This is a genomic window from Cupriavidus gilardii (genome assembly GCF_013347325.1).
In the GTDB taxonomy this organism is placed as follows: Bacteria; Pseudomonadota; Gammaproteobacteria; order Burkholderiales; family Burkholderiaceae; genus Cupriavidus; species Cupriavidus gilardii.
This window is the reverse complement of sequence record NZ_CP054626.1, coordinates 701,824-722,773: the sequence shown is the minus strand read 5'-3', so window position 1 is coordinate 722,773 and position 20,950 is coordinate 701,824. Positions and strand designations below refer to the sequence as shown.

At 69.5% G+C, this 20,950-nt stretch carries 22 protein-coding genes; 14 read left to right on the top strand and 8 right to left on the bottom strand.

Going from position 1 to position 20,950, the window contains the following annotated elements; genetic code table 11:
- The first annotated feature begins 51 nt into the window (after positions 1 to 51).
- The 3 genes from FOB47_RS13465 (at position 52) to FOB47_RS13455 (ending at position 1,907) form a co-directional block, all read left to right on the top strand.
- Positions 52 to 249, top strand: coding sequence for a hypothetical protein (locus tag FOB47_RS13465; protein WP_144425745.1), 198 nt, complete (start codon positions 52 to 54; stop codon positions 247 to 249).
- Positions 250 to 322: 73 nt separating this feature from the next.
- Positions 323 to 1,192, top strand: coding sequence for a PhzF family phenazine biosynthesis protein (locus FOB47_RS13460; RefSeq protein WP_053821245.1), 870 nt, complete (start codon positions 323 to 325; stop codon positions 1,190 to 1,192).
- Between the two features lie 97 nt (positions 1,193 to 1,289).
- Positions 1,290 to 1,907: a pyridoxamine 5'-phosphate oxidase family protein gene (locus FOB47_RS13455; protein WP_053821244.1), complete on the top strand. Its 618-nt coding sequence runs from the start codon at positions 1,290 to 1,292 to the stop codon at positions 1,905 to 1,907.
- 27 nt (positions 1,908 to 1,934) lie between these two features.
- On the opposite strand, the gene FOB47_RS13450 is transcribed toward FOB47_RS13455, so the two are convergent.
- The 4 genes from FOB47_RS13450 to FOB47_RS13435 form a co-directional block, all read right to left on the bottom strand.
- Positions 1,935 to 2,591 carry a TetR/AcrR family transcriptional regulator gene (locus FOB47_RS13450; RefSeq protein ID WP_053821243.1) on the bottom strand — a complete coding sequence of 219 codons (657 nt, stop codon included), beginning with the start codon at positions 2,589 to 2,591 and terminating at the stop codon, positions 1,935 to 1,937.
- A complete protein-coding gene (locus tag FOB47_RS13445) occupies positions 2,588 to 3,994 on the bottom strand; it encodes a flavin-containing monooxygenase (RefSeq protein ID WP_174781301.1) in 1,407 nt (468 codons plus the stop codon). The genes FOB47_RS13450 and FOB47_RS13445 overlap by 4 nt, the downstream gene beginning before the upstream one ends.
- Positions 3,991 to 4,962, bottom strand: a complete 972-nt coding sequence (locus FOB47_RS13440; RefSeq protein ID WP_174781300.1) for an NAD-dependent epimerase/dehydratase family protein — start codon at positions 4,960 to 4,962, stop codon at positions 3,991 to 3,993. Before FOB47_RS13440 ends, FOB47_RS13445 begins: the two co-directional genes overlap by 4 nt.
- 243 nt (positions 4,963 to 5,205) lie before the next feature.
- A complete protein-coding gene (locus FOB47_RS13435; protein ID WP_174781299.1) occupies positions 5,206 to 6,666 on the bottom strand; it encodes a CoA transferase in 1,461 nt (486 codons plus the stop codon).
- A 189-nt stretch (positions 6,667 to 6,855) separates the two neighbouring features.
- Here FOB47_RS13435 and FOB47_RS13430 point away from each other — a divergent pair, with 189 nt between their 5' ends.
- From FOB47_RS13430 to FOB47_RS13405, 6 genes are all read left to right on the top strand, one after another.
- Positions 6,856 to 8,613: a glutamine--tRNA ligase/YqeY domain fusion protein gene (locus tag FOB47_RS13430; RefSeq protein WP_174781298.1), complete on the top strand. Its 1,758-nt coding sequence runs from the start codon at positions 6,856 to 6,858 to the stop codon at positions 8,611 to 8,613.
- 67 nt (positions 8,614 to 8,680) lie between these two features.
- Positions 8,681 to 8,899 (top strand): RNA-binding S4 domain-containing protein, encoded by a 219-nt coding sequence (locus FOB47_RS13425; protein ID WP_006578670.1) that lies wholly within the window; start codon positions 8,681 to 8,683, stop codon positions 8,897 to 8,899.
- A gap of 83 nt (positions 8,900 to 8,982) precedes the next feature.
- Entirely contained in the window at positions 8,983 to 9,366 is a 384-nt protein-coding gene (locus FOB47_RS13420) for an MAPEG family protein (protein WP_053821241.1), read from the top strand.
- A 125-nt stretch (positions 9,367 to 9,491) separates the two neighbouring features.
- Complete coding sequence (locus FOB47_RS13415) at positions 9,492 to 9,815, top strand: hypothetical protein (RefSeq protein ID WP_053821240.1); 324 nt, start codon at positions 9,492 to 9,494, stop codon at positions 9,813 to 9,815.
- A 176-nt stretch (positions 9,816 to 9,991) separates the two neighbouring features.
- Complete coding sequence (locus FOB47_RS13410; RefSeq protein WP_053821239.1) at positions 9,992 to 10,540, top strand: YaeQ family protein; 549 nt, start codon at positions 9,992 to 9,994, stop codon at positions 10,538 to 10,540.
- Positions 10,541 to 10,690: 150 nt separating this feature from the next.
- Positions 10,691 to 11,038 (top strand): FKBP-type peptidyl-prolyl cis-trans isomerase, encoded by a 348-nt coding sequence (locus FOB47_RS13405; RefSeq protein ID WP_006578666.1) that lies wholly within the window; start codon positions 10,691 to 10,693, stop codon positions 11,036 to 11,038.
- 54 nt (positions 11,039 to 11,092) lie between these two features.
- Here FOB47_RS13405 and FOB47_RS13400 read toward each other — a convergent pair whose 3' ends face one another.
- A complete protein-coding gene (locus tag FOB47_RS13400; protein WP_053823006.1) occupies positions 11,093 to 11,413 on the bottom strand; it encodes a hypothetical protein in 321 nt (106 codons plus the stop codon).
- 162 nt (positions 11,414 to 11,575) lie between these two features.
- Here FOB47_RS13400 and FOB47_RS13395 point away from each other — a divergent pair, with 162 nt between their 5' ends.
- Both FOB47_RS13395 and FOB47_RS13390 read left to right on the top strand, forming a co-directional pair.
- Positions 11,576 to 12,307: a gamma-glutamylcyclotransferase gene (locus FOB47_RS13395; protein WP_053821238.1), complete on the top strand. Its 732-nt coding sequence runs from the start codon at positions 11,576 to 11,578 to the stop codon at positions 12,305 to 12,307.
- 13 nt (positions 12,308 to 12,320) lie between these two features.
- Positions 12,321 to 13,127 carry an ankyrin repeat domain-containing protein gene (locus FOB47_RS13390; RefSeq protein ID WP_170265837.1) on the top strand — a complete coding sequence of 269 codons (807 nt, stop codon included), beginning with the start codon at positions 12,321 to 12,323 and terminating at the stop codon, positions 13,125 to 13,127.
- Between the two features lie 30 nt (positions 13,128 to 13,157).
- Here FOB47_RS13390 and FOB47_RS13385 read toward each other — a convergent pair whose 3' ends face one another.
- Positions 13,158 to 14,858 (bottom strand): long-chain fatty acid--CoA ligase, encoded by a 1,701-nt coding sequence (locus FOB47_RS13385; protein WP_174781297.1) that lies wholly within the window; start codon positions 14,856 to 14,858, stop codon positions 13,158 to 13,160.
- A 311-nt stretch (positions 14,859 to 15,169) separates the two neighbouring features.
- On the opposite strand from FOB47_RS13385, the gene trxA reads away from it, so the two are divergent.
- Positions 15,170 to 16,015 (top strand): thioredoxin, encoded by an 846-nt coding sequence (gene trxA, locus FOB47_RS13380; protein ID WP_053821235.1) that lies wholly within the window; start codon positions 15,170 to 15,172, stop codon positions 16,013 to 16,015.
- Between the two features lie 218 nt (positions 16,016 to 16,233).
- Here the strand turns inward: trxA and FOB47_RS13375 are convergent, their stop codons facing one another.
- On the bottom strand, positions 16,234 to 16,713 hold the full coding sequence (locus FOB47_RS13375; RefSeq protein ID WP_082371403.1) for a bacteriohemerythrin: 480 nt from the start codon (positions 16,711 to 16,713) through the stop codon (positions 16,234 to 16,236).
- A gap of 117 nt (positions 16,714 to 16,830) precedes the next feature.
- Between FOB47_RS13375 and FOB47_RS13370 the strand changes: the two genes are divergently transcribed.
- Positions 16,831 to 17,409, top strand: a complete 579-nt coding sequence (locus FOB47_RS13370; RefSeq protein ID WP_053821234.1) for a P-loop nucleotide/nucleoside kinase family protein — start codon at positions 16,831 to 16,833, stop codon at positions 17,407 to 17,409.
- A gap of 92 nt (positions 17,410 to 17,501) precedes the next feature.
- On the opposite strand, the gene FOB47_RS13365 is transcribed toward FOB47_RS13370, so the two are convergent.
- On the bottom strand, positions 17,502 to 18,344 hold the full coding sequence (locus FOB47_RS13365) for a tRNA threonylcarbamoyladenosine dehydratase (RefSeq protein ID WP_390884817.1): 843 nt from the start codon (positions 18,342 to 18,344) through the stop codon (positions 17,502 to 17,504).
- Between the two features lie 272 nt (positions 18,345 to 18,616).
- On the opposite strand from FOB47_RS13365, the gene FOB47_RS13360 reads away from it, so the two are divergent.
- Positions 18,617 to 20,935 carry an AsmA family protein gene (locus FOB47_RS13360; protein WP_174781295.1) on the top strand — a complete coding sequence of 773 codons (2,319 nt, stop codon included), beginning with the start codon at positions 18,617 to 18,619 and terminating at the stop codon, positions 20,933 to 20,935.
- Positions 20,936 to 20,950: the final 15 nt, after the last annotated feature.

Genomic DNA, 20,950 nt, shown 5'->3' with positions numbered 1-20,950 from the left:
GCTCTACAACCGCACGACACTGGTCGACCCCAACATCGCCAGGAAGCAGGCATGACTCAGGAATCGAACACCGTCCAACGCGGGACAAAGCAGACCACCTCGACGTTGGAGGAAAAGCTGGCGCAGTTCATTCCGGAGTTGCACGGAGGCGAAGCTATTCCGTCCTCGCCTATCGACGAGACTCCGGCCGGCGCACCGAGGTCAATCGATCTCGCGGAAGCGAGTTCATCCAAACTGGCCCGACCGTGACGCCGTTAACTGTACATGGCTCTCACGTGCCATCCGCCTACACTGGCAGCCTGTCCCCGACGATTCCACCGCCATGCCCACCTACGCCTTCCGCCTGCTCAATGTCTTTGCCGAATCGACCTTCGGCGGCAATCCCCTGTGTGTGTTCGAGGACGGCCGCGGGCTGGACGATGCCACCATGCAGGCGCTGGCGCTGCAGTTCAACCTGTCCGAGACGACCTTCATCCTGCCGTCGGAGCGGGCCGACGCGATGGTGCGGATCTTCACGCCCGGCTACGAGATGCGCTTCGCCGGCCATCCGACGCTGGGCACCGCCCACGCGGTACGGGCGCTGCGCAACACCGGCGATGCGCTGACGCTCGAGTTCAAGGCGGGCGTCGTGCCGGTGCGCGCGCAAGGCGATGTGTGGACCTTCACCGCGCCGCATCGCGGCCAGCCGAAGACCGCGCCGGCGCCACTGCCCGATGCGGAAGTCGCCGCGCTGCTCGGACTGCGGGCCGACGATCTGGCCGGCTCGCCGATCTGGGTCGATACCGGCGCCGATCAGCTGCTGGTGCCGCTCAGCAGCCCCGACGCCGTGCGCCGCGCGGTGCCCGACGGCAGCCGCCTGGACGCCTGGCCCGCCAGCAGCCTCGGCCGCAAGACCGCCTATCTGTTCGCCTTCGATCCGCAGCAGCCTGGGTGCGTGGTCGCCCGCTACTTTTTTACCAAACAGGGCGGCGGCGTGGCCGAGGACCCGGGCACCGGCTCGGCCTGCGCGAATCTCGGCGGCTGGCTGCTCGCCACCGGCCATGCCTTGCCGGCGCGCTACGAGATTGCCCAGGGCGATCTGGTCGAGCGGCCCTGCCGGCTGCGGCTAGAAGTCGATGTCGAAGATGGCGAGGGCGCGATCCGCGTCGGGGGCCGCGTGATCGAGATCGGCCGGGGCACCGTCACGCTGTAGACTTGCCGATGCCGCGCACCGCCCGAACGGACCACCCGTCGGAAATTCAAACCCGCGGCCGCCCCACTCCTCCACCTCGCTCGACCGCCCATCCGCCATGACCGATCACACCATCGCCACGCTGGCAGACCTGGAAACGCACTACGGCAAGCCCGCACCGGCCTCGCTGGCCAAGGAAGTCGATTACCTGCATCCGCACTATCGCGCCTTCGTCGAGGCCTCGCCGTTCTGCCTGCTGTCGACGGTGGCCGACGGCATGGCCGAATGTTCGCCGCGCGGCGATGCGCCCGGCTTCGTCAAGGTGCTGGACGACCGCACGCTGCTGCTGCCGGACCGCCGCGGCAACAACCGCATCGACAGCCTGCGCAATATCGTCGCCGACCCGCGCGTCGGCCTGCTGTTCCTCGTGCCTGGCGTCGACGAGACGTTGCGCGTGGCCGGCACGGCGACGATCTCGACCGATCCGGAACTGATCGCGCAGTGCACAGTCGACGGCAAGGCCCCCTCCACCGTGCTGCTGATCGCGATCCGCTCGGTGTTCTTCCAGTGCGCCCGCGCGCTGGTGCGTTCGCGGCTGTGGTCGCCCGAAGCGCAGATTCCGCGCAGCGCGTTGCCGAGCACCGGCACCATCCTGGCAACGCTGAGCCGCGATGCCATCGACGGCCGGGCCTACGACGCCGAGCTGCCGCAGCGGATCCGCCAGACGCTGTACTGATCTGCGCCGAGTCGAAGGCGTGCCGCGCTAGGCTGCCGGCGCGCGCGCCCGCCTGCCGGCTGTCGATGCGGCCCGCTCCGGCCGCGCGCGGATGCCCTCGACCAGCGTACGCACCATCGCCTCGGCCAGGCGCTCGCGCGCGTGCTCGTCGGCATCGGCCTCCGGGCGATACCAGATCAGCGACCATTGGATTCCGCCCAGCAAGGTCTTCACCGCGATCGACAGATCGGCATCGGCGGCCAGCGAGCCATCGCGCCTTGCCGCCGCGGCCTGATCCTTGAACAGACGCTCGAAGCGGTCGCGGCTGGCGATCAGCTCGTCCAGCGTCTGCCGCTGCGACGGCGTGGTCGCGCCGAAGCGATGCATCTGCACGCCCTGCGCCACCACGCTCTCGAACGTGTGGTGTTCCAGCACGGCGACCGCATGCGCACGCAGCATCGCCGCCAGCACGGTGACGCCGTCGCCCTCGACCTTGCGCGCGGGCTCCACCGCCTCGAACAGCAGCCGCATGCCTTCGCGATGCACCTCGAAGAACAGGTCGATCTTCGACGCGTAATGATGGTAGATGCGGCCCTTGGTCGCGCCGAGCCGCCGCGCGACGTCGTCGATGCTGGTGGCATGGAACCCTTGTTCCATGAAGCATTCGGCGGCCTGGATCAGGATTTCCTGCTTGCTGGGGGTCATGCCGCCCCTCCCCGGGCGATATCGCGAAACAGTTCTGTGGCGTAGCGGCGGAAGTCTACCTCCAGCGTATAGCGTGCCGAGCCGACGAAGCGGCGCGATACGTAGCGCTGATGGGCATCGATTTCCGCCATCATGCCGTCCCGGCCCGGCAGCCGGATCTCGTTGGCCAGCACCGCGGCCAGCCATTTTCCCTGGATCTCGACCAGCGGAATCGTCGGGCCGATCGGCTGCACCAGCCCCAGCATGAACAGGCCATGGCGGCCGGGCGGCATCATGCGGCGATAGAGCTCGGCCTTGCCATCCGCGACCTCGAACACCTGCCGGTCGAGAAACGGAAAGCTGGCCCGGTAGCCGGTGGCGTGGATGATCGCATCGACGGCCTCACGCGTGCCGTCCTCGAACTCGACGTGGTCGCCGTCCAGCCTGCGGATGTTCGGCTTGATGCGGATCCAGCCATGGCCGCAATACGGAACCAGCTCCTGGCTCAGCGTGGCATGCTCGCGCCAGATCTCGTGACGGGGCCGCGGAATGCCGACGCGCGCCTGGTCGCCGGTGGCCAGATACGCCAGCCAGCGCACCAGCGTGCGCGTGACGCGTGTCGGCAGATGCAGGCGCCGTGCGAAGAAGGCGGACCAGCGGTCGATGGGATGGCCCATGATGTATTTCGGCATGATCCACGCGCTGCGCCGCGTCGAGATCCACGTGCGCTTGGCCGACTTGCAGACATCGACGGCGATGTCGACCGCGGAATTGCCGATGCCGACGATCAGCACGTTGCGGTCGCGGAACGGCTCGGTGGTGCGGTAGTGGTGCGAATGGATCTGCTCGCCGGAAAACTGGCCGTCGAAGCTCGGCCAGCGCGGGTCCCACAGATGGCCGTTGGCGACGATCACCGCGCGATAGCGCCGGCTGCTGCCGTCGCCCAGCGTGACGCGCCAGCTGCCGTCGCCGACCGGCGCCACGCGCTCCACCCGCGTGTTGAAGCGGATATGCGGCGGGATGCCGAAGCGCTCGGCATAGGCTTCCAGATATTCGATCACCTCGTAGTGCGACAGGAAATCGGGATACCGGTCGGGAATCGGGAAATCGGAGTAGCCCAGGTTGGTGCGGCTCGTGTCGATATGCAGGCTGCGGTAGGCCGACGACATGCCGTTGTCGTTTTCGTAGCGCCACATGCCGCCGATCTTCGAGCCCAGTTCGAAGCAGTCGAAGGCGACGCCCTTCTCCTTCAGCGCCTTGGCGGCGGTGACGCCCGAACAGCCGGCACCGACGATGCAGACCGGCAGCGCGGCGACCTCGGCCGACAGCCTGTCGTCGAAGCGCATCGCGGCGTCGGCCTGCCGCTCGTGTTCATTGGTGGAGAGCGGGCCGTTACGGCGGAAGCCGATCGCGGGGTTCTTCATGCCGTCCCCTTGCTGTCGAGGTAGGCGCCGAGAATCGCGTCGAAATCGGCGTCGGCATGCAGGCCGAGCGCGCTGGCCTTGTCCGAGGTAAAGGTGCGCGGCCAGCTGTCGACCACGCGCTGGAGCGCGGGGTCGGGTTCGTAACGGATGCGCGCCGCGGCTGCGTCGCCTGCCACGCGGCGCAGCGCGGCCACCATCTGCGCCACGGTGGTCGACAGCGACGGCAGATTGAGCGCCCTGTCGTGCGGCAGCCGGTCCGCCGGCAGATCGTGCATGGCGATCAAGGCCTGCGCGACGGCCTGCGCCGACGCTACCGGCATCCGCGTGTCCGGATGCAGGCCGCAGACGACGTCGCGGCTGGCCAGCGGCTCGCGCACGATCGCGGCGATGCGGTCCGACACCGCGGGCAATGGCGCGCCGTCGCGGATCAGCACGATCGGCAGGCGCAACGCGCGCGCGTCGACGCGGCCGCGGCGGCTGTAGTCGGCCAGCAGCAGCTCGGCGATGGCCTTGTGCGTGCCATAGGTCGTGTCGGGCTCGGCGCGCAGCCCGTCGCCGACCGTCTCGGGCAGGTCTCCCCCGAAGACGGCGATCGAGCTGGCCAGCACCAGCCGGGGCGGCCTGGCGAAGCCGGCGATCAGCCCGCGCAGGGCCTCGACATGCAGCCGATAGGCGCGCGGCTCATCGGCTTCGGCCTCCAGCGTCAGGCTGGCCGCGAGATGAAACACGCTGTCCGGCGCCAGCGCCGCCAGTTGCGCGGCAAAGCCGGGCTCGGCCAGGTCGCCGCGCAGCACGGTGCGCCGGCACGGCGCGTCCCCAGGCAGCGGCACGTCGGCGCGGTCGGCCAGCACGAGTTCGTCGATCTGGCGCGGCGTGCCGCCGGGGTCGGCCAGGCTTGCCCGCGCGATCAACGCGCGTTGCAGCGCGGTGCCGATAATGCCGGCCGCGCCCGTGATCAGAACCCGCATGCTCTGTCTCCTTGTTGTCGTTCTTGTCGCCGTTCTTGCCGAAGGTGGGCCTTCGTCGGAAAAACATACTACTCGGTAGGTTTTCTCCCGTCAAAAAAATATCGAGGTGGTCGCCCTGCCTGGCCCTGCCTGGCCCTGCTTGTCTCGGCCATGGCGCGGCATGGCGTGACGCCGGCAGCGAAGGACGGCGGCCGCGCCTCAACGGGCCACCGTCGGCAAGGTTCGACAGGATTGCGGCTCGCCTTACTTCCCCCCGCCGCGCGGCAACCACTGCGCGGCGTCGCTGCCCAGCGGCACCGATGGCTGTTCCCAGCGGGCCGGCGTCTCGGACAGTTGCGCCGCGTGCCGTACCGTCGTCAGCATGCCGAAGCCCGACGGCACCGCCTCCAGCAGGTCGCTGATGTCGTCGATCCGCTGGTCCGGCGCCTGCAGGCCGTTGTCGATCCGGCCGAGGCCGCGCAGCCACTGGCCGGTCTGCGCCAGCGACACGCGCACGTGCCAGCTGCCGCCCTCGGTGGCGCGCCGGTGCAGGGCCGCCATCGCGCCGAGCGCGAGCAGGTAGCCGGCGGCGTGGTCGAGCACCTGTGCCGGCAGCGGACGCGGCGTGTCGCTGCCGGCCGCTCGGGCCTCGGCGTCGTTGAAGCCAGTCGCGGTCTGCACCAGCGAATCGAAGCCGCGCTTGCCGGCCCACGGTCCGACATGGCCATAGGCCGACAGCGAGACATAGACGATGCCGGGGCGGGCGCGCGCGGCCGCCTCGGGGCCGAAGCCTAGCGCCGCGAGGCCGCCGGGCCGGTATCCCTGCAGGAAGACATCCGCGCCGTGCAGCAGCTTGTGCAGCGTGCGCTTGTCGTCGGCATCGCGCAGATCGAGCTGGCAGGACCGCTTGCCGCGGCCGGTGTCGATCACCAGCGGCGCGATCGACGGCAGATGCGGCGCGGTGACCAGCAGCACGTCCGCGCCATGCGCGGCCAGCGTGCGGCCGGCCACCGGGCCGGCGATGATGCGGGTGAACTCCAGCACCCGCACGCCGGACAGCGGCCGGGCGTCCTGCGCCGGCAAGTCCGGCAAGGGCATCGGCGGCGCGTCGCCGATCCGCTCGATCACGATGGGCGGCAACTCGCGCAACGCGGCGGCCTGCGGATGGCCGTCCCATTCGTCGAAGCTGCGCATCGCCGCGACAACCAGGCCGGCATCGGAAGCGGCGGTCTCGAAGGCCTCCGCCTCCCATTTGCCCAGCGCGGCCTGCACCGCGTCCTTGTCGTTGGCACAGCCGAGCAGCCGCAGCACGCCGTCGCGGTGATGCAGGAAGTTCGTGTGCAGCCGGACCCAGCGGCCATCGCCGCAACGATAGGCGCCCGCGATCTTGTCCCACAGCTCCGGCGCCGGACCGCCGTCGACGCGCAGATAACGCTCGCTGCGAAATTCCGCGATGGCGTGGCGCATATCGACCGCGACCTGCTGCCAGCGGCCGGTGCGCTGCTGCCACAGCGCCGCGGCCGCCAACGCCGAAGCGGCCACGCTGGCCTGCGCGGCAGTGCCGACCGCGAACGATGACGGCAGCACCGGTTCGGCGCCGCTCAGCGTTGCCTGCGCGAGGGCGGCCTCGGGCAGGCCGGTGGCGCGCCACAGCGCGGCAAGGGTGGCGGCGGGATCGGGAGATGGCATGGGGCTCCTCGTGAACGATGGGGTCGGAAACGCCATGCTAGCGCGCGTCCGACGATTGCGCGCGCGGCCGATGCGCCGGCACGGTAAAATCCCGGGTTCCCGCCAACATGCCGCGCCTTCCGGGACGCCGGCACGCTGGCCCGGCGCAAATCCGCGCCGATCCTTACCCCGAATCCGAATTCGCCCTGAAGCCGGCCGCGACCCGCGGCCCAACCTGGCCAAACCATGAGCCACGATCCCAAAGCCCAAGACAGCACCCCCGCCGCCTCGAATTTCCTGCGCAGCATCATCGACCAGGATCTGGCCGCCGGCACCTATGCCGGCCGCACCGACGCGCAGGGTCGGCCGCTGCCCGCCGTGATCACGCGTTTCCCGCCGGAGCCCAACGGCTATCTGCATATCGGCCACGCCAAGAGCATCTGCCTGAATTTCGGGCTGGCGCGCGACTACGGCGGCCGCTGCCACCTGCGCTTCGACGACACCAATCCGGTCAAGGAAGACACCGAGTACGTCGATTCGATCATCGACGCGGTGCACTGGCTCGGCTTCAGCTGGGACAGCACCGATGCCCAGGGCGGCCAGCAGGCCCACCTGTACTACGCCAGCGACTACTTCGACCAGCTGTACGCGTTCGCCGAGAAGCTGATCGAGCGCGGCGTCGCCTATGTCGACAGCCAGAGCGCAGAGCAGATCGCCGCCAGCCGCGGCAACTTCGCCGAGCCGGGCACGCCCTCGCCCTACCGCGAGCGCAGCGTCGAGGAAAACCTGCAGCTGTTCCGCGACATGCGCGCCGGCAAGTACGCCGACGGCGAACACGTGCTGCGCGCGAAGATCGACATGGCCGCGCCGAACATCGTGATGCGCGACCCGGTGCTCTACCGGATCCGCCATGCGCACCACCATCGCACCGGCGACAAGTGGTGCATCTATCCGATGTACGACTTCACGCATTGCATCTCCGATGCGATCGAGAACATCACGCACTCGCTGTGCACGCTGGAGTTCGAGAACAACCGCCCGCTGTACGACTGGGTGCTGGCGCAGCTGCGCGATTGCGGCCTGCTGCGCGAGCCGCTGCCGCATCAGTACGAGTTCGCCCGGCTGAACCTGACCTATGCGATCACCAGCAAGCGCAAGCTGCTGCAGCTGGTCAACGAGGGCCGCGTGGACGGCTGGGACGATCCGCGCATGCCGACCATCGTCGGCATCCGCCGCCGCGGCTATACGCCCGAATCGATCCAGCTGTTCTGCGACCGCGTCGGCGTGGCCAAGTCCGACAGCTGGATCGACATGAGCACGCTGGAAGGCGCGGTGCGCGACGACCTCGATGCGCGCGCGGCGCGCGCCGTGGCGGTGCTCGATCCGCTCAAGCTGATCCTGGACAACTATCCCGAGGGCCACAGCGAGGAGTGCTCGGCACCGGTCCATCCGAAGCAGCCCGAGCTCGGCAAGCGCGTGTTCCCGCTGTCGCGCGAACTGTGGATCGAGCGCGAGGACTTCAGCGAGAACCCGCCGAAGGGCTACTTCCGGCTGTTCCCGGGCAACAAGGTGCGGCTGCGCTACGGCTACGTGATCGAATGCACCGGCGTCGACAAGGACGCCGACGGCAATGTCGTCGCGGTGCACGCCAACTACCTGCCCGACACCAAGAGCGGCACGCCGGGCGCGGACAGCGTCAAGGTCAAGGGCAACATCCACTGGGTCAGCGCGCAGCACGCGCTGCAGGCCGAGGTGCGGCTGTACGACCGGCTGTTCAACGACCCGCATCCGGATGCCGGCGGCAAGAACTTCCTCGATGCATTGAACGCGGACTCCAAGCGCGTGGTCACAGCGTATCTGGAGCCCGGCCTGCGCGAGGCCAGGGCCGAGGACCGCTTCCAGTTCGAGCGGCACGGCTACTTCGTCGCGGACCGCGTCGACAGCCAGCCGGGCCGCCCGGTCTTCAACCGCATCGTCGGACTGAAGGACAGCTGGGGCAAGTAATAGCCGCGGCTCACGCCGGCGCGCCGAAGGTTCGGCGCCCGGCGCCACCTCCAACCCAATCTTCACCATGCAGACCCTGACCTTCCCGCTGGACCGCGAGCACATCGCGCTGAACGATCTGCTCAAGCTGGCCGGCGTGGTCGACAGCGGCGGCGCCGGCAAGGCGCTGGTCGCTGCCGGCGAGGTCGCGGTCGACGGCGTGGCCGAGTCGCGCAAGACCGCCAAGATCCGTGCCGGCCAGGTGGTGACGCTGCCCGGTGTGACGATCCGGGTGGTGGCGGCGTGATTTCCGACTGAGCGCGCCCCGATCGCCGCCCGACCGCCGCCCGACCGCTGACAACCGCCGACGACATAACCGAGGACAACGCCATGCCGATCGCTTTCTGGTGCGTGCTGATCGCCGGCATCCTGCCCATCGTCACGGTGGGCATTGCCAAATGGGGCGCGCCCGGTTTCGACAACCACGATCCGCGCGCCTGGCTGGAGCGGCAGACCGGCCGCGCCCGCCGCGCCGATCTCGCCCACCGCAACCACTTCGAAGCCTTTCCGCTGTTCGCCGCCGCGGTGCTGTGCGCCAGTCATCTGCAGGCGCCGCAGGCGCGCATCGACGAACTGGCGGTCGCCTTCATCGTGATCCGCCTGCTCTACACGGTCTGCTATCTCGCCGACCGCGCCACGCTGCGCTCGCTGTGCTGGACGCTCGGCTTCCTGTGCGTGCTGGGCATTTTCCTGCTGCCGGTGCTGGTCCCCTGACTGACTGCCGCCTTCTTCCACAGGTCGACCAGGCGACACCTGAAATCCCGAAATCTTCTGTAGAATCAGCGCTTTGCAAAATTCAGCCCCGGCTTTTTCGCCCGGGTGCGACGGGACGGGGAATCATGTTCGGGATTGGACTGGGGGATGTGGTGGCGGCTTCGCTCGCTGCCGCAGGGGCGTGCTTGATCTGCAGCATTCCGCGCGATTTCGTCGGCCACCTGCTGCGCAACTTCCCCGGCTGGGTGATGCGCACCTACGGTCGCCGCGCCCTGGTGATCCCGGTGCTGGTGATGCTGGTGATCGGCCGCCTGGTCGAACTCGGCGTCAACGGGCAGATCGACAGTCCGGCCGGCCAGGCGATGGTGATTGCCGCCGCCTTCCTCGCGCTGGTGATCGCCTCCGCGCTGCTGCGCTTCTACTTCAGCGACTACCGCAAGTCCCGTTGACCCCCGGCGCCGCGCCTGCCGCGCGGCGCCGCCGTTTCCGCTGTTCGTTGGCCCAGGCTTGCCGCCATGCCATCGGCACCGTCATGCGCGCGGTGATCGGGTAACATGCGCGCTTCGCCGGCCATGCCGGGCATCCTGCCCGCGCCATCGCGCCGGCCCGCCGTCCCCTCTTCCCCATGGCCCTGAAGTCCACCATCTGCAAAGCCGAGCTGTCGATCTCCGATATGGATCGGCACTACTACGGCACCCACGCGCTGACCGTCGCGCAACACCCGTCCGAGAACGATGCCCGCATGATGGTGCGGCTGCTGGCGTTCGCCTGCGAGGCCAGCGAGACGCTGAGCCTGACGCGCGGGCTCGACGAGCCCGATGAGCCGGACCTGTGGGAGCGCAGCTTGACCGGCGAAATCGAACACTGGATCGACCTGGGCCAGCCCGACGAGACGCGGCTCAAGCGCGCCGCCTCGCGCGCCGCGCGCGTGACCGTGTTCGCCTACCAGCCCGCCAGCGCCCGCGAATGGTGGAAGGGCATCGCCGGCAAGGCCGGCAAGCTGCGCAATCTGACGGTGCATGCGGTGCCGGGCGAGGCGGTCGACGCGCTGGCCGGCATGGCGCGCCGCGCGATGCGGCTGACCGTGACGATCCAGGACGGCGAGATCTGGTTCAGCGACGACGAGCGCAGCGTGCAGTTGCGCCTGGACACCTGGCAGCGGGCCGACGCCTGAGCGCTTGCGGGTACACTGCCGTCTCGGCAGCACCGCGGCAGCACTGCGGCAGGACCGTGAGCGCGGCCACGGCCGCGGGGTCCATGCTCCGAATCACCACGCGGGTCGCGATCCCTGACCGCGATCCGCAGTCACACAAAGGAAAGACCGATGATCACCACTCCTTCCGGCCTGCAATACGAAGACACCGTGACCGGCCAGGGCGCCGAAGCGACCGCGGGCAAGCACGTCACCGTGCATTACACCGGCTGGCTGTACGAGAACGGCCAGGCCGGCCGCAAATTCGATTCGAGCAAGGATCGCAACGATCCCTTCGTGTTCCCGCTGGGCGCCGGCCATGTGATCCGCGGCTGGGACGAAGGCGTGCAGGGCATGAAGGTTGGCGGCACGCGCCGGCTGGTGATTCCCGCCGACCTGGGCTATGGCGCACGCGGCGCCGGCGGCGTGATTCCGCCGAACGCCACGCTGCTGTTCGAAGTGGAGCTGCTGGCCGTCTGAGGCGGTAGACGCTCCAGCAAGGCAACGAGCCGGCAAGCCGGCTCGGAAGCAGATTCAGAAGCCGATCGACGCGTTGCCGACGTCGACGCGCACCCGATCGCGGCCCAGGATATGCGCGGCATGCCGCGCGTACTCCCGGGCCCAGTCCGGATCGCTGGCAAAGCGCTGCTCGCCCGAGAAGCGCGCCACGCTGAGGATCTTGTCGATGACCAGCACCTTGCCCACCGGGCTGGAGGCCTGGCAGTCGAGCTCCGCATACTCCCGATCGAACCAGCGCCAGCCGGCATCATCGCTGATGCCCGCGAGTTCGGTATCGCCGATGGTGAACTCGAATTCCTTGCCGGTGCCGAAGGCCACCGTAAGCGTTCGCGCCATGTCCATCCCTCCTGGTAGTTGGCAGCCATTGTAAGGACGGCGCAACATCGGCCGCCACCCCGCCGGCAGTGGGTGGGGCTTCACCGTTGCCCCACGCCGACATCTCCCTGCCATGTGGTGTACCAAGCCTCCCGCTGCCCGGCTTTGCATTATGCTTGCACCATGGCCATCACCCGACAAGATCTTGAAGCGGACCGGCTGCGGACCACGCTGGGCGGTACCCCGGTAGCTTCCTCGCTGCTGTCGGACGACGCGCTCGAGCGCTCGTTGCGGTCCACGCTGGATCGCCGGCCAGACCAGCCGGACCTGAATGGCGACGTCTGGCTGTTCGGCTACGGCTCCCTGATCTGGAATCCGATGGTCGTGCACACCGAGCGCCGGCTCGCGACCGTGCACGGCTATCACCGCGGCTTCTACCTGTATTCGCGCATCAACCGGGGCACCTGGGACAACCCGGGCCTGGTGCTGGGCCTGGACCGTGGCGGCAGCTGCCACGGCATGGTGTTCCGCATCCCGAGCCACGTCGTCGAGCAGGAATTTCGCGTGCTGTGGCGCCGCGAGATGATGACCGGCGCCTACCATCCCCGCTGGCTGCGCGTGAAGCTCGACGGCGAGGCGCCCCCGCAGCGGGCGCTCGCCTTCGTGATGAACCGCGCCCACGAAGCCTATGCCGGCCGCCTGCCCGACGAGCGCGTGGTGGCCTGCCTGCGGCGCGCCACGGGGCTTTACGGCCCCGCGCGCGACTATCTGCACCAGACGCTGCTGGGTCTGGCCACGCACGGCGTCGACGATCCCTATCTCGGCCGGCTGTGGCGGCAGATCCAGGCCGCCGACGCCGAACCGGCCGGCGACATCGACGCGCCCGGCGATACCGAAGCGGCCAACGCCGCCTGAACCGGAGACCGCCATGCCCGCCCCCGCCCGAGCCCGCCGCCTGATGGTCGCCGAAGCGCTGGGGTTGTCGGGGCTGCTGCTGGGTGGGGCGTTGCTGTCAGGACCGGCCGGCGTCTCGATGGCGGCGCGGCCCGGTTCGTCCTCGCCCGCTCCCGCCTCGCCGTCGTCCCCGCCGCGGGCCGCCGCCCAGCCGGGCAGTGCGGGCCGGCCGCACGACGCGCTGAGCGCGCTGAACCGCAATCTGCTGACCGCCGCCGCGCTCGGCGACGCGGCGCTGGTGCGCAAGCTGCTCGGTGCCGGCGCCTCGCCGCATGCCGCCGACGAGCGCGGCCGCACCGCGCTGCTGCTCGCGGTCTATCAGCGCCACGGCGAGGCCGCCCGCGCGCTGATCCACGCGGGAGCCGATGTCAACCACAAGGACGAGCAGGCCAACAGCGCCTTCCTGCTGGCCGCCGCCAGCGGCCAGATCGAGCTGGTGCGGCTGGCGCTGGCGCACGGTGCCGATCCGCGCAGCACCGACCGCTATCGCGGCACCGCGCTGACCGCGGCGTCGCAGCACGGCAACCCCGAGGTGGTCAAGCTGCTGCTGCAGGCCGGCGTGCCGGTCGATCATGTCAATGCGCTGGGATGGACGGCGCTGCTGGAGGCCATCGTGCTCGGCGACGGCAGCACGCGCTACGAGCATGTGGTGCAGCTGCTGCTCGATGCGGGCGCCGACGCCAATCTGGCCGATCGCGACGGCGTCACGCCGACGCGCCACGCGCGCGAACGTGGCTACAAGACGATGGTCAAGATGCTGATGCGGGTGCGCGGGCACTGAGCGATTGCGCACCCCTTGTACCGCGCGCCGTCAACCCAGGCGCGCGTTCTCCGCTTCCTGCAGCTGGCGCCACATCACCTTGCCGGTCCCCGACTTCGGCAGCGCGTCGACGAACTCGACCACGCGCGGGTACTTGTAGGCGGCCATATTGTCCTTGGCCCAGGCGATGATGTCGTCGGCGGTGGTCTTGCCCTTCGCATGCGCCTTCAGCACGACCACGGCCTTGACCGTCTCGCCGCGATAGGCGTCGCGCGTGCCGATGATGCAGGCCTCCTGCACGTCGGGATGCTTGTACAGCAGGTTCTCCACTTCGGCCGGCCAGACCTTGAACCCGGACGCGTTGATCATCCGCTTGAGCCGGTCGGTGATGAAGAAATAGCCCTCCTCGTCCATCCGGCCGAGATCGCCGGTGCGAAAGAAGGTCTTGCCTTCGAACTCGATGAAGGCCTCGCGCGTCGCGTCCGGCTTGCCCCAGTAGCCCTTGAACACCTGCGGGCCGCAGACGATGATCTCGCCGACCTCGCCCGGCGGCAGCTCCTTCAGCGTGACCGGGTCGACCACGCGCGCGTCGGTGTTGAAGGTCGGCACGCCCAGGCACTGCAGCTTGGGCCGGTCGGCCGGATTGCTGTGGGTCGGCGCCATCGTCTCGGACAGGCCGTAGCCCTCCAGATAGTTCAGGCCGAACTGCTCGCGCAGCCGCTCGGCGATCGCCTGCGGCATCGCCGCCCCGCCCCCGCCGATATAGCGCAGGCTCGACAGGTCGAACTCTGCCAGATTCGGGCTGGCCAGGAAGTCGATCACCATCGTCGGGATATTGGTCCAGTGCGTGACCTGGTAGCGCGAGATCAGCCGGCCCGCGACCTCGCGGTCCCAGCGCGGCAGCATCACCACGGTCGCGCCGCTGTAGATCGGGCCGTTCATGCCGTACTGCATGCCGGTCACGTGGAACAGCGGCAGCACCGACAGGATCACCGACTCGGCGCCCGAGCCCGACCAGGTCGAGCCGCCGACCACGTTGTGCATCACCGAGCGATGGGTATGGATGCAGCCCTTCGGGAAGCCGGTGGTGCCCGAGGTATAGGGCATCACCGCCATGTCGTCGGGACCTGCGGTATGCGGGCCGGGCTGGTGGCCGGCGGCCAGCGCGTCGCGCCACTGCACGGCACCGGCCGGCAGCGGATGCTCGGCGGTCAGCCAGGCGGGCGGCGCGTCCTCGGGGTGCTCGTGGCGCTCGGGCAGCGCGTCGGCGTATTGGGTCACCAGCAGATGCTGCAGCTGCTGATCCTGCGGCAGCTCCGCATTGGCGGCCGCGGCACCGCTGGCCAGATCGGCCGAGCAGATCGCCACGCGAGCCTGCGCGTCGGTGATGTAGTGCTTGAATTCTTCGGCCCGGTTCATCGGATTGACGGGCACCACCACCGCGTCGGCGCGCAGGATCGCGTAGTAGCCGACGATGAACTGCGGGCAGTTCTGCATGTACAGCAGCACCCGGTCGCCCTTGGCCACGCCGGCCTCGCGCTGCAGCCAGCCGGCCAGCGCGTTCGCCTGCGCCTCGAGCTCGCGGAAGGTGATGGCCTTGCCGAAATAGCGGATCGCGGCCTTGTCGGCATAGCGGCGCGCCGACACCTCCAGATTGACCCACAGCGAGGTTTCGGGAAGCACGATGGCGGTGGGCGCCCGCTTGGGCCAGAACTGGAAATGCGGGCGCGCGGCGGGCTTCTGGGTCTGCATGCGTTGTCTCCTGAGCGGTCTTCGCGACCTGTTCTCGAGCGTCGTTGCTGGGCGTCGTTGTCTGGCGTTGAGCCGACGCCGCCGCGGCCGGCAAGCAGCCCCGGCGGCGAATCGTCAAGCAATATAACCGAACGACCGTTCTATTTCCAAGGGGTAGATTCCCGCAACCAGGGTTGATATGCGCCGCGCCGTCCCCACATCGACCACAGGAAACCGGCCGTCCGGCGCGAGGCCGAACCTGTCCGCACGCGCCTTGGAGCCGGGGCGCGGATCTCACGCGATACCGGAATTCACGAACAGCGAGGCAAGGAATGAGCGACGTCACCCTGCAGAACTTTGACCACGACGTGATTGCTATGTCGCGCAGCGTCCCCGTGCTGGTGGACTTCTGGGCGCCATGGTGCGGACCGTGCCGCACGCTGGGCCCGCTGCTGGAAAAGCTCGAGCGCGAGGCCGGCGGCAAGTGGAAGCTGGCCAAGATCAATGTCGACGAGAACCAGGAGCTGGCGGCCCACTTCGGCGTGCGCAGCATCCCCCATGTGATCGCCTTCGTCGACGGCAAGCCGGTCGACCAGTTCATCGGTGTGCTGCCCGAATCGGGGCTGCGCGAATTCATCGCCCGGGTCACGCCTGACCCGGGCCAGATCGCGCTGCGCGAGGCCCGGCAGGCGGCTGCCGGCGGCAAGCGCGAGATCGCGCGCGAGGCCTTCCAGGCGGCACTGGCCTTCGACCCCGGCTTCGACGAGGCACGCATCGACTACATCGCCTTCCTGCTCGACGGCAATGCGCTGGAGGAAGCGCAGGCCCAGTTCGGCATGCTGACGCCGCGCGCGCCGCAGCACGATGCCTATGCCGCGCTGCAGACGCGGCTGGAGGCGATGAAGGGCCTGGGCGACCTGCCCGACGAGGCCACGCTGACCGGCCGCATCGAGGCCAATCCCGCGGACCTGCAGGCCCGGCTCGATCTGGCGCGGCTGCTGATCGCCCGCCGTCAATACGAGCCGGCGCTGGAGCAGCTGCTGGCCATCGTACGCACCGACCGCGGCTTCGAGGACGATGTCGGCCGCAGGACGATGCTGTCGGTATTCGAGATGATGGGCGACGCGCCGGAGGCCGTGTCGCGCTGGCGCCGGCAGCTCAGTGCGGCGTTGAATTGATGTTGCGGGCCTGAGGGGGCGCGGCCGCCCTCTCCCCCCGTGCCCCGGCCCCTCCCGTGCGCGAGAAGGGAAAAACCGGGGAGAAAACCGCGGAGAAAACTGCGGAGAAAACCGGCGGTACTCTCCCTCGCCGCCTCGATGGTGTTCTTCCTCGCCGCTTCAGCGGGAGCGGGCCGGGCAGAGGAAGCGGCTCTGAAACGCAGGCGACCGCCCCGCCCTCACGCCGCCGGCCCCTCCACCAGCGTAAAGCCGTTCTGCCGCATGTAGGCCACCATCGCGGCGTCCTGCTTGCGCACGTGCAGCGCGAACCAGCCGGGCAGTTCCGCCACCAGGCGGCGCCCGGTCTCGAAGTCTCCTTCCTGCTCGACCTTGGCCCGGACCTTGTCGACGATCTCCAGCATCTGCCGATGCTCGCCGGCATGGCATTGGCGCGGGCCGAAGTTCATCGCTTCCATCCACGCCTCTTCCATGCCGAAGTGATAGCGGGTGTGGTCGATCCACTCGTCCAGCGCGGCCAGAAAGCCGTCGTCGCTGGCGCGCGCGGCGGCCTCGAGCAGCAGCACGAACTCCGCATGGGTATGGTCGGTGACCGGCTCGCCCAGATGCAGGTCGGCGGGCAGCGCGCTGCTGTCGAGATCGGGCGGTGCGGCGGTCGGGGTTGCGGGAATGGAAGCGGGAGCGGGAGCGGAAACGGTCATGAAGGCGATCGGTTATGCTGGGCGGAATGCCCGAAGGCACAGGGATACGCGCAAGGATACCGAATCCCGCGCGAATCCCGCGCCGGGCACGCCGTCCTTCCCCCTTCGTTCCCCTCGATGCCACGACTGATTTTCTTCTGCGGCCATGCCGGTACCGGCAAGACCACGCTGGCCCATCGGCTGATCGGCCCGCTGATGGAGGCCACCGGCGAGCCGTTCTGCCTGCTCGACAAGGACACGCTGTACGGCCGCTACAGCGCCGCCGCGATGGGCGCGCTGACCGGCGACCCCAACGACCGCGACAGTCCGCTCTATCTGCAGCATCTGCGCGATCCGGAATACCAGGGCCTGCTCGATACCGCGCGCGAGAACCTGGCGCTGGGCATCAGCGCGATCGTGATCGGCCCGCTGTCGCGCGAGATCCGCGAGCATCGGCTCAGCGATCCGGACTGGCTGGCGGTGCCGGCCGGCACCACGGTGCGCATCGTCTGGGTCCATCTGCCCGAGGACGAGGCGCACGCGCGCATCGTGCGGCGCGGCAATCCCAACGACGCCTACAAGCTCGCGCACTGGGAAGACTATCGGCGGCGGCGCTTCATGCCGGCGGCGGCCGACTATCCGGAACTGATCTTCTTCGACAACCTCGCGCCCGGCGAGGCGCAGGTCGCGCGGCTGCTGGACGCGCTGCGCGCCTGAACACTCGTGTCGTCCCCCTGCAGGCGGGGACCCAGTGGCTCGAGCTCAAGTCGCTGGCCCCCGCGTTCGCGGGGCGACAGAGACCGCCAGCGTCAGCGGGCCTGCGCGATCGCGCTCAGCGCCATCGACGCCGCGACGAAGCCGAACACCGCGGTGACCGCGACCGACGAGCCGAAGCCCGCGCAGGCCAGCCCCTGCGGCCCCTGCCGCGGCGGATGGGCGGCGTCGGCGAACGGCGCCTCGTCGATCTCGCATGCCTGCTGTTCGGGCTCGGGATAGCGCAACGGTTCGTCGGAATACACGGCCGGCAGGCCGAACGGCTTCTTCGGATCGCGCGGCAGACCCCACTGCTTGCGCAGCCCGGCACGGACCTTGGCCAGCAGCGGGTCCTGGATCGTGCGGGACAGGTCGGCGACGCGCACGCGGGTCGGGTCGAGCTGACCGCCCGCGCCGCCGCAGGTGACGATCGGCAGCCGCTGGCGCCGGGCCCAGCCCAGCATCGCGATCTTGACCTTGACCGCGTCGATCGCGTCGATCACGTAGTCATGGCCGGCCAGCAGCGCCTCGACGTTGTCGGGCGTCACGAAATCGTCGACGGGACGCACCCGCACGCGCGGGTTGATCTGCACCAGCCGCTGCGCCATCGCCTCGACCTTGGCGCGCCCGTACTCGTCGCCCAATGCGTGGATCTGCCGGTTGGTATTGGACGGCGCGATATGGTCCAGATCGATCAGCGTGATGCGGCCCACCGCGTTGCGGGCCAGTGCCTCGGCGGCCCAGCTGCCGACCCCGCCGATGCCGACCACGCAGATGCTGGCCGCCTCCAGCCGGGCCAGCCCGTCGGCGCCGTAGAGCCGCGCCACGCCGCCGAAGCGGCGGTGATGGTCGTCGGCCTCGGCGCTGTCGTGCGGCAGCGCGGCGGGCAGTTCCGCCAGCGCGAGCGCGGCGGCGGGGTCGTCATTGCGGTCGGGTCGGGAGTGCGCGTTGCGGTCGTCGGCCATCGAGGACTTCACCATCGGCTGGACCCGCCGGCCGAGCAAAGACGGTGGACGGCGGCGGGCAAAAAATGCGGAAAACGCGGGCATCATTGTCAGTCGCATGCCGACAGGAGGGCCCGGCGCGCAACTATACAATAGCCGCAACGTGGTACGTCCGCCGCGCCAGCGCACCAGCCCGGTCCGCGCGTGCGCCGGCCAGGAGCCCTTCAATGTCGTTGCGCCGCCAGGCCGTGCTGTGGAGTGTGTTGACGCCCTTGGTATTGATCGCGGCGGTGGTGGCCTTCGTGCTGCTGTTCGACTGGAACCGCCTCAAGCCCTGGCTCAACGAGAAGGTCAGCGATGCCATCGGCCGGCCGTTCGCCGTCAATGGCGACCTGATCCTGACCTGGCGCCGGCCCGAAGGCGAAAGCGGCTGGCGACGCCTGGTGCCGTGGCCGCGGCTGTCCGCCCGCGACATCACCATCGGCAATCCCGACTGGACCCAGCAGCCGAACCTTGCCACCGCGCGCGAACTGGTGTTCCTGCTGCGGCCGCTGCCGCTGCTCACGCGCGAAATCTCGCTGCCGACCATCACCATCGACGGCCCGTCGGTCGCGCTCGAGCGGCTGGCCGACAAGCGCAACAACTGGACCTTCCCCACCCGCGAAGACAAGGAGCCATCGCAATGGCATCTGGAAATCGGCGAGGTGGTGCTCACGCGCGGCCATCTGGCGCTGAACGATGCCGCCAGCAAGATCGAACTGCGCGCGACGCTCGAAACCATCGGCGATGCCCCGCTGTATGACAAGGATCGCGACGGCCCGCTTGCACCTTCATCGGCACCTTCGTCGGCACCTTCGTCGGCACCCTCGTCGGCACCGGCCGCTTCGGCGGCCCCCGCGAGCGGCGCCAGCGGGCCGGCCGCGGCTTCGGCCGCCGCGGCCTCCGCCGCCAGGGCAAACAGCAAGGGCGAACCGGTCTACGGCATCCGCTGGCGCGCGGTCGGCCACTACAACAAGGCCACCATCAACGCCAACGGCAAGGCCGGTGCGGTGCTGAACCTGCGCGACGCCAGCCGGCCCTACCCGCTGCAGGCCGATATCCGCGTCGGCAGCACCCGCGCGCAGATCGAGGGCACGCTGACCGAGCCGGCCCGGCTCGCCGCGCTGGACCTGATGCTGCAGCTGTCCGGCGAGAGCATGGCCGACCTGTACCCGCTGACCGGCGTGGTGCTGCCGGAGACGCCGCCGTATCGGACCAACGGCCGGCTGACCGCGACGCTGCGCAAGGGCGCGTCGGTCTACCGCTATCAGGACTTCAGCGGCCGGGTCGGCGGCAGCGACCTCGGCGGCACGCTGACCTATACGCAGCGCGATCCGCGCCCGCTGCTCGCCGGCGAGCTGGTGTCGAAGCAACTGCGCTTCGAGGACCTGGCGCCGCTGATCGGCGCCAACGCCAAGCCGGGACAGGCGGCGCCGCGCAGCCCGGTACGCCAGCCGGCCGACAAGGCGCTGCCGGTGGCGCCGTTCCGCACCGAACGCTGGGACGACATCGACGCCGACGTGCGTTTCACGGGCCAGCGCATCATCCGCGACGTCGATCTGCCGATCAACAATCTGCAGACCCACATCGTGCTGCAGGACGGCGTGCTGAATCTGAAGCCGCTGAACTTCGGCGTCGCCGGCGGCACGCTGAGCTCGACGCTGCAGCTGAACGGCAAGCGCACGCCGATGGGCGCGACCATCGACATGACGGCGCGCCGTCTGAAGATCAAGCAACTGTTCCCCAATCTCGAATCGATGCGCGCCAGCATCGGCGAGATCAACGGCGCGGCCAAGCTGTCCGCCACCGGCAATTCGGTCGCGGCGCTGCTCGGCTCGTCCAACGGCGAGGCGCGGCTGCTGGTCGAGAACGGCACCATCAGCAAGTTCATCCTGGAGGCGATGGGACTGAACGTCGGCAGCGTGATCATCGCCAAGCTGTTCGGCGACAAGCCGGTGCAGATCCATTGCGGCGTGGCCGACTTCACGTTCACCAATGGCATGGGCCGGGCCCGCACCTTCGTGATCGACACGCAGGACGCCACCATCAACGCCACCGGCGTGGTCGATCTGGCCAGCGAGCGGCTGGGCCTGACGATCAACCCCGACTCCAAGGGCATGCGCGTGTTCTCGCTGCGCTCGCCGCTGTATGTCGGCGGCACGCTGAAGGACCCGCGCGTCAGCCCCGACATCGGCGTGCTGGCGCTGCGCGCCGGCGGCGCGGTCGCGCTGGCGCTGCTGGCGCCGGTCGCCACGGTGCTGCCGCTGATCGACCTGTCGCCGGCCGAGGACAGCCAGTGCGGCAAGCTGCTGGCCGAACTGCGCAAGCGCCCGACCGCGCCGCCGCCGGGCAAGACCTATCGCGATCGCCGCGCGCCGGCCGCCTCCGGTCCGGCCGCGCAGCCGCCGGCGGGCGGCAACGAGCCCGAGCCGCGTCGCCAGAATCCAACCGCGCCGGCCGCACCGTCGCCCGGACCCAACAGATCGCCGATGTACCAGGGCGGTTGACGCGCAGCGCGATGC

Excerpts from the sequence above, each read along its gene's own strand:
- FOB47_RS13385 (WP_174781297.1), bottom strand. The coding sequence starts at position 14,858 with ATGCAGACCCAGAAGCCCGCCGCGCGCCCGCATTTCCAGTTCTGGCCC.
- FOB47_RS13425 (WP_006578670.1), top strand. The coding sequence starts at position 8,681 with ATGCAGACCCTGACCTTCCCGCTGGACCGCGAGCACATCGCGCTGAAC.
- FOB47_RS13440 (WP_174781300.1), bottom strand. The coding sequence starts at position 4,962 with ATGCGGGTTCTGATCACGGGCGCGGCCGGCATTATCGGCACCGCGCTG.
- FOB47_RS13360 (WP_174781295.1), top strand. The coding sequence starts at position 18,617 with ATGTCGTTGCGCCGCCAGGCCGTGCTGTGGAGTGTGTTGACGCCCTTG.
- FOB47_RS13445 (WP_174781301.1), bottom strand. The coding sequence starts at position 3,994 with ATGAAGAACCCCGCGATCGGCTTCCGCCGTAACGGCCCGCTCTCCACC.
- FOB47_RS13375 (WP_082371403.1), bottom strand. The coding sequence starts at position 16,713 with ATGACCGTTTCCGCTCCCGCTCCCGCTTCCATTCCCGCAACCCCGACC.
- FOB47_RS13395 (WP_053821238.1), top strand. The coding sequence starts at position 11,576 with ATGGCCATCACCCGACAAGATCTTGAAGCGGACCGGCTGCGGACCACG.
- FOB47_RS13405 (WP_006578666.1), top strand. The coding sequence starts at position 10,691 with ATGATCACCACTCCTTCCGGCCTGCAATACGAAGACACCGTGACCGGC.
- FOB47_RS13435 (WP_174781299.1), bottom strand. The coding sequence starts at position 6,666 with ATGGCGTTTCCGACCCCATCGTTCACGAGGAGCCCCATGCCATCTCCC.
- FOB47_RS13420 (WP_053821241.1), top strand. The coding sequence starts at position 8,983 with ATGCCGATCGCTTTCTGGTGCGTGCTGATCGCCGGCATCCTGCCCATC.
- trxA (WP_053821235.1), top strand. The coding sequence starts at position 15,170 with ATGAGCGACGTCACCCTGCAGAACTTTGACCACGACGTGATTGCTATG.
- FOB47_RS13370 (WP_053821234.1), top strand. The coding sequence starts at position 16,831 with ATGCCACGACTGATTTTCTTCTGCGGCCATGCCGGTACCGGCAAGACC.
- FOB47_RS13450 (WP_053821243.1), bottom strand. The coding sequence starts at position 2,591 with ATGACCCCCAGCAAGCAGGAAATCCTGATCCAGGCCGCCGAATGCTTC.
- FOB47_RS13460 (WP_053821245.1), top strand. The coding sequence starts at position 323 with ATGCCCACCTACGCCTTCCGCCTGCTCAATGTCTTTGCCGAATCGACC.
- FOB47_RS13465 (WP_144425745.1), top strand. The coding sequence starts at position 52 with ATGACTCAGGAATCGAACACCGTCCAACGCGGGACAAAGCAGACCACC.
- FOB47_RS13400 (WP_053823006.1), bottom strand. The coding sequence starts at position 11,413 with ATGGCGCGAACGCTTACGGTGGCCTTCGGCACCGGCAAGGAATTCGAG.
- FOB47_RS13410 (WP_053821239.1), top strand. The coding sequence starts at position 9,992 with ATGGCCCTGAAGTCCACCATCTGCAAAGCCGAGCTGTCGATCTCCGAT.
- FOB47_RS13430 (WP_174781298.1), top strand. The coding sequence starts at position 6,856 with ATGAGCCACGATCCCAAAGCCCAAGACAGCACCCCCGCCGCCTCGAAT.
- FOB47_RS13455 (WP_053821244.1), top strand. The coding sequence starts at position 1,290 with ATGACCGATCACACCATCGCCACGCTGGCAGACCTGGAAACGCACTAC.
- FOB47_RS13415 (WP_053821240.1), top strand. The coding sequence starts at position 9,492 with ATGTTCGGGATTGGACTGGGGGATGTGGTGGCGGCTTCGCTCGCTGCC.
- FOB47_RS13390 (WP_170265837.1), top strand. The coding sequence starts at position 12,321 with ATGCCCGCCCCCGCCCGAGCCCGCCGCCTGATGGTCGCCGAAGCGCTG.